Origin of the sequence: Photobacterium obscurum (assembly GCF_026191635.1) — a bacterium.
Lineage (GTDB): Bacteria > Pseudomonadota > Gammaproteobacteria > Enterobacterales > Vibrionaceae > Photobacterium > Photobacterium obscurum.
In genome coordinates this window covers 1-1,318 of the sequence record NZ_JAKRRW010000053.1, presented here as the reverse complement: position 1 = coordinate 1,318, position 1,318 = coordinate 1, and the positions used below count along the sequence as shown (strand labels likewise).

The following is a 1,318-nucleotide window of genomic DNA, read 5'->3' as shown; positions in this document are numbered from 1 at the left end:
AAAAATGTATGGTCCGCCTCGTTATTGCAAGGATAAATTGCGATAACGGGGTTGGTTTGCGCTAATGTATTCGGAGTCTTCTTTGGGAAGCTTCCGCAACCCGCTCCACGATGAGATCGGCGCCAGATTGTCCTCAAAAAAGCCAAAGCATTTTCTGCTGTTTTTTGTATCAGGTCTTCAATCTGGTGGTCTAACCGTTTTCGTCATCTTATCTACCATTGCAAATTTGAATCACGCAGTTGTCGCTTCGAATGGGGTGCCTCTTTGCATCACGGCCCAGGCGATACGTGCCATTTTGTTGGCTAACGCTACTGCCGCTACATTGAACGGCTTTTCAGCCTTTAACTTAACCAACCAATGACCAAATGCGGTACCTGTCGTATCAGCCCGTGATAATACTGCTCTGGCTCCGTGAATAAACAAAGTCCTTAAGTGTGTGTTACCTCGCTTGCTTATTCCTAACAACTTCGGCTTACCACCCGTTGAATATTGTTTTGGTACCAACCCTAACCAGGCTGCCATATGACGACCATTTTTAAACTCTGAAGGTGAACTCACCGCCGCTAAACACGCACTAGCAGTCATGTCACCAACGCCTGGAATTGTCCTCAATAGTTGACCTAACTTACTCTCATCAAGCAGCTGTTTTAGCTTTTTATCTTGCTCAGCTATTCGTTCATTCAAAGTTTGATAATGTTCATGAAGATGCTGTAGCTCCTGTACCAACATGGGATGAAGCGGCTCTGATTGTTTTGCCAGCCACTGGAATAAGCGCTTCATGGTTGCATGTCCTTGAGGCAAGCTCATTCCGAACTCCAACAACATGGCTCCGATACGCGACATACAGGCCGTCCGCTCTTTAATATAACCACTTCTGAATCGATGAATTGCGGCTATCACCTGAGCATTTTCGGATTTAATAGGAACAAAATGCATGTCTGGTCGTGTGGCAGCTTCAGCAATAGCTTCCGCATCATTAAAATCGTTTTTATTGCCTTTGAGGTAGGCTTTAACAAATTGAGGGGGAATAGCCTTTGGCTTATGGCCAAATTCACTGCATTTACGTGCCAACCAATGAGCACCACCACAAGCTTCAAAAGCCACGATGCACTTAGGGTGATTAGCGATAAATTCACAAAGTTTAGTGCGGGAGAGTTTCTTTTTGAATTGAGTATTCCCAGCCGCATCGCGACCGACAATATGAAAACAGGACTTGCCTAAATCGATACCAAGAACTTGAATAAACATGATGGTTCGCCTCCGTACTATCTCAAACCAAAGCCTAGCGGCTTTGGAGTGAGGCGGACCATCTAATTAA

1 protein-coding gene is annotated in these 1,318 nt (G+C 45.1%); it reads right to left on the bottom strand.

Annotated features, from left to right (window positions below; genetic code table 11):
* Nucleotides 1-231 precede the first annotated feature (231 nt).
* Nucleotides 232-1,251, bottom strand: coding sequence for an IS110 family RNA-guided transposase (locus MD588_RS25855; protein WP_265700829.1), 1,020 nt, complete (start codon nucleotides 1,249-1,251; stop codon nucleotides 232-234).
* Between the last annotated feature and the right edge of the window lie 67 nt (nucleotides 1,252-1,318).